The 4696-nt window shown below is 65.6% G+C and carries 4 protein-coding genes; 3 read left to right on the top strand and 1 reads right to left on the bottom strand.

Annotated features, from left to right (window positions below; translation table 11 throughout):
• Positions 1-5 precede the first annotated feature (5 nt).
• Positions 6-1505, top strand: coding sequence for a glucose-6-phosphate dehydrogenase (gene zwf / locus A5652_RS20355; RefSeq protein WP_067355726.1), 1500 nt, complete (start codon positions 6-8; stop codon positions 1503-1505).
• A gap of 25 nt (positions 1506-1530) precedes the next feature.
• Here zwf and A5652_RS20360 read toward each other — a convergent pair whose 3' ends face one another.
• Positions 1531-2454 (bottom strand): class I SAM-dependent methyltransferase, encoded by a 924-nt coding sequence (locus A5652_RS20360; protein WP_067355730.1) that lies wholly within the window; start codon positions 2452-2454, stop codon positions 1531-1533.
• Positions 2455-2630: 176 nt separating this feature from the next.
• Here A5652_RS20360 and A5652_RS20365 point away from each other — a divergent pair, with 176 nt between their 5' ends.
• Entirely contained in the window at positions 2631-3512 is an 882-nt protein-coding gene (locus A5652_RS20365; RefSeq protein WP_067355719.1) for a CoA ester lyase, read from the top strand.
• 118 nt (positions 3513-3630) lie between these two features.
• The coding region (locus A5652_RS20370; protein ID WP_067355723.1) for an osmoprotectant NAGGN system M42 family peptidase at positions 3631-4696 on the top strand (1066 nt) is incomplete at its 3' end.

Consider the following 4696-nt stretch of genomic DNA (forward strand, 5'->3'; position numbering starts at 1 on the left):
AAAGAGTGGCTACCGAGAAACCTCAGACGATCTCTTATCCCGCTGCCGACGCCCGCCCGCGTCGCCACCATTCGGACCCGCTCGATCCGCACGTCATCGTCCTTTTCGGTGCGACGGGCGATCTGGCGAAACGAAAGTTGCTCCCCGGCCTGGCGTACCTGGACCAGTCCGAATTGGCACCCGATATCCAGATCGTCGCCACGTCGCTGGAAGACCTGAGTCAGGACGAATTCCGCGACCTCGCGAAAGAGGCGATCGATTCCTTCGGCACGCACAAGCTCACGCCCGAACAGTGGTCGAACTTCGCCAAGATCATCAGCTACGTCCCACAGGGTGCCGGACCCGAAGCGCTGGCCGAGGCGGTGGCGCAGGCCGAGGACAACCTCGGGTCCAACGTGTGGCGACTGCACTACCTGTCGGTGCCGCCCAAGGCGGCGCGCGACGTGATCACCATGTTGCGCGACGCCAAGCTGGTCGAACGTTCGCGGGTGGTGATGGAGAAACCGTTCGGCACCGATCTGGCCAGCGCGGTGGCGCTGAACGACTTCGTGCACGAAACCTTCGAGGAATCCCAGATTTTCCGCATCGACCACTTCCTGGGCAAGGAAGCGGCGCAGAACATCCTGGCGTTCCGCTTCGCCAACGGCCTGTTCGAGCCGATCTGGAACCGCAACTTCATCGACCACATTCAGATCGACATCCCCGAAGAGAAGGGCCTGGATCAGCGGGCGAACTTCTACGAAGATACCGGCGCCTACAAGGACATGGTGGTGACCCACCTGTTCCAGGTGATGGCGTTCGTGGTGATGGAGCCGCCGACGGCGCTCGAGCCGTTTGCCATCAGCGAGGAAAAGAATAAGGTGTTCCGGTCGATGCTGCCGATCAAGCCATCGAACGTGGTGCGCGGTCAGTACAGCGGATACCGCGACGAGGACGGCGTGGCAAAGGATTCCGACACCGAGACGTTCATCGCCCTCAAGGTCGGCATCGACAACTGGCGATGGGCCGGGGTGCCCATCTACTTGCGCACCGGCAAGAAGATGGCCGAGGGCATCCGCATCATCTCCATCGCGTTCAAGGAGGCCCCGCGAACCATGTTCCCGCCCGGCTCCGGGGTGGGGACCCAGGGGCCCGATCACCTCACGTTCGATCTCGCCGACAACTCGAAGGTTTCGCTGTCGTTCTATGGCAAGCGGCCCGGCCCGGGGATGAAGCTGGACAAGCTGTCCATGCAGTTTTCTTCGCAGGAGATCGAGACGGTGGTCGACGTGCTGGAGGCCTACGAACGACTGATCCTCGATGCGATGCGGGGCGACCACACGCTGTTCAATACCGCTGAAGGCATCGAGTCATTGTGGGAGCGTTCGGAAGACCTGCTCACCGATCCGCCGCCGGCCAAGTTGTATCAGCCGGGCACCTGGGGTCCGAATGCCATTCACCAATTGATCGCACCCAACGCGTGGCGGCTGCCGTTCGAGCGCGAATGGCGCGAAGCCAAGTCTTAACGCAAGCGCTGAACCACCCGCGGCCTCAGGCTAATTCGGCCCTGAGGTAACTGATCGCGTGACGGAATTCCTTGAGGATCTCGTTGTCGGGCAGCACGAATCCGTAATCGGCATAGACCTGTTCGGTGGGGTAGCGGGTGACGTTCCAGCCGCTGGCGGCCAAATGCTCAGCGGCGGGTCGGCGCTCCCCAAGCCAGACCAGCTCGGCGACATCGATGTCCAGTCCGTGCTGCCGCCAGGCGCTGCGCATCGCCCGGGCCCGTTCGTCGGTGAAGACACTCATGTCGGTGATGTTCTCGGTGGCCAGCCGGCTGCCCGAGGCACTGAGCGCGGTGACGTTGTCCACCAACCGGTCCTGGGCTTCGGGCGGTAGATAGGGGAGCAAGCCCTCGGCGATCCATGCGGTGGGGGCGTTGACGTCAAAGCCGCTGTCGCGCAGCGCCGTTGGCCAATCATCGCGAAGATCGACAGCGACGGTCCGGCGCTCGGCGGTCGGTTCGGCACCGATCTGGGCAAGTGTGTCGGTTTTGAAGGCGATGACCTCAGGCTGGTCGACCTCGTAAACCACGGTGCCCGAAGGCCAACGCAACCGATAGGCCCGGGCGTCGAGGCCGGCGGCCAAGATGACGGCCTGCCGGACTCCGGCGGCGGTGGCGGCACCGAAGAAATCATCGAAAAATCGGGTCCGCACCGTCATCTGCTCGCGCCGCTGCTGCAGCGTCATCGGCATGTCGTCGGTGTCAAGCGGGATCTGGCCATCCAGCATGCGGGTGAAGAAGGGATGCCCGACCGCCCGCACCAACGGTTCGGCGAACCGGTCGTCAAGCAGGGGGTCCGGCTCACGGGACGCGAGCGCCCGGGAGGCCGCCACCATCGTCGCGGTCGCCCCCACGCTGGAGGACAGGTCCCAGCTGTCGCCCTCGCTACGCGCCGAGCCAAATGATGACATTCGCTTCCCCTTTCGCAATCCACCCGCCGTGTCGGCAAATTCGTCCGCGGCGCCGCCCGCCACCGGCGACTACACCACCGGTACCGAAGGGTACTTTCTGGCTATGCCAAGCGCACCACACGCCCGTCGCGCAGGCATCGACTCCTCGCTCGACGACTCCGAAAGTGAATCACCCGATGGCACCAACCCTGCGCCCGCGCCGATCCGCCCTGTACCTACCCGGCAACAAGCCCCGCGCGCTGGAGAAGGGCAAATCGCTGCCGGCGGACGTGCTGATCTTCGACCTCGAGGACGCGGTGGGACCCGACGCGAAGGCCGAGTCACGGATGACAGTGTGCGACGCGATCTCGTCGGAGAGCTACCGACCCCGCGAGGTGGTGGTGCGTATCAACGGCTTGGACACCGATTGGCATGGCGACGACCTGGCCGCCGTGGCAGCATCGACGGCCGACGGCGTGCTGGTGCCGAAAGTCGAGACGGGTCAACAGGTTCAAGCGCTGGCCAACGCGCTCGACGCGTTGGGAGCGCCGAACTCGTTGCAGCTGTGGGTGATGATCGAAACGCCCCGGGCCTTTTTGCGGGCCGAGGAGGTCGCGTCGGCCAGCGATCGCCTGGCAGGACTGGTGGTGGGCACCAATGATCTGGTCAACGAGCTGCACGGCCTGCACGTTCCCGGGCGCGCACCCGCCGTGCCCGCCCTCGGCCTGGCTTTGTTGGGAGCGAGGGCGGCCGGAAAGGTCATCTTGGACGGGGTGTTCAACGACATCACCGACGACGCCGCATTCCGGGCCGAGGCCCAGCAGGGCCGCGAGATGGGATTCGACGGCAAGACCCTGATCCACCCGTCGCAGATCGCACCGGCCAACGAGCTGTTCGGTCCGTCACACGAGGAGCTGGAGGACGCCCGCAAGATCGTCTCGGCTTACGAACAGGCGCAGGCCGCCGGAACCAGCGTGATCACGGTGGATGGCCGCATGATCGAGAGCCTGCACGTCCGCGACGCCCAGCGAATCCTCACCCTCGCGGATCTGGTCTCCGAGATGGAATCCGCCTCCTAGGGGCGGTGCACTCGTCGGGTGCGTCGCCGCGGGTGCGTGACGGCAGCCCGCGACGGGCGTTCGGTGCCGGCCACACGGTAGGTTGAACGCGTTCCCGGCGACTGCGAGAGGAGATGACGTGGGCCAGACCGTGGCCATGACCGAGGCCGACCGCGCGTGGATGATCGACACGCTGCTCGCCCTACTGCAGACCCCGAGCCCGGCGGGACGCACGGACGCGGTGATGCAGGTGATCGGTGACATCTTCGACCACTTCGGGGTGCCGTTCACGCTGACCCGCCGCGGCGCACTGACCGCCGAACTGCCGGGCGAGTCCGCGACGATCGACCGGGCACTGGTGGTGCACTCCGACACCATCGGTTGCATGGTCAGCGAGCTCAAGGACAACGGCCGCCTCGAATTGGTTCCGGTCGGCACCTTTTCGGCCCGGTTCGCGGCCGGCGCCCGGGTGCGCATCTTCATCGACGACCCCGACGAGTTCATCACCGGCACGGTCATGCCGCTGAAAGCCAGTGGACACGCGTTCGGTGACGAGATCGACACGCAACCCACGAACTGGGAGCACGTCGAGGTGCGCATCGATCGCAAGGTGTCCACGCGGGAAGACCTGGTTCGGCTCGGCCTGCAGATCGGTGACTTCGTGGCGCTGATCACCAGCCCGGAGCTCACCGCCGACGGTTTCATCGTCTCCCGCCACCTGGACGGGAAGGCGGGTGTCGCGATCGCGCTCGCGCTGGCCAAGAACTTCTCGGAGAACAAAGTGGTGCTACCGCACCGCACCACGATCTTGGTCACCATCACCGAGGAGGTCGGCCACGGAGCCAGCCACGGCCTGCCCGCGGACGTCGCCGAGTTGGTGTCGGTGGACAACGCGGTGTGCGCCCCCGGCCAGCACTCCCTCGAGGATGGCGTGACGATCCCGATGGCCGATATGCACGGACCGTTCGACTACCACCTGACTCGGAAACTGTGCCGGCTCGCACGCGAGCGGGGAATTCCGTTCGCGCGCGATATTTTCCGCTACTACCGCTCCGATGCCGCGGCGGCCATCGAGGCCGGGGCCAACACCCGCGCCGCGCTGGTCGGTTTCGGCCTCGACGGCAGCCATGGCTGGGAGCGCACCCACATCGAATCGCTGGAAGCGGCCTACCACCTGCTGCATGCCTGGCTGCAGACACCGTTGA

The sequence above is a fragment of the Mycobacterium sp. 1165178.9 genome (assembly GCF_001673555.1).
Lineage (GTDB): Bacteria > Actinomycetota > Actinomycetes > Mycobacteriales > Mycobacteriaceae > Mycobacterium.

Excerpts from the sequence above, each read along its gene's own strand:
- A5652_RS20360 (WP_067355730.1), bottom strand. The coding sequence starts at position 2,454 with ATGTCATCATTTGGCTCGGCGCGTAGCGAGGGCGACAGCTGGGACCTG.
- A5652_RS20365 (WP_067355719.1), top strand. The coding sequence starts at position 2,631 with ATGGCACCAACCCTGCGCCCGCGCCGATCCGCCCTGTACCTACCCGGC.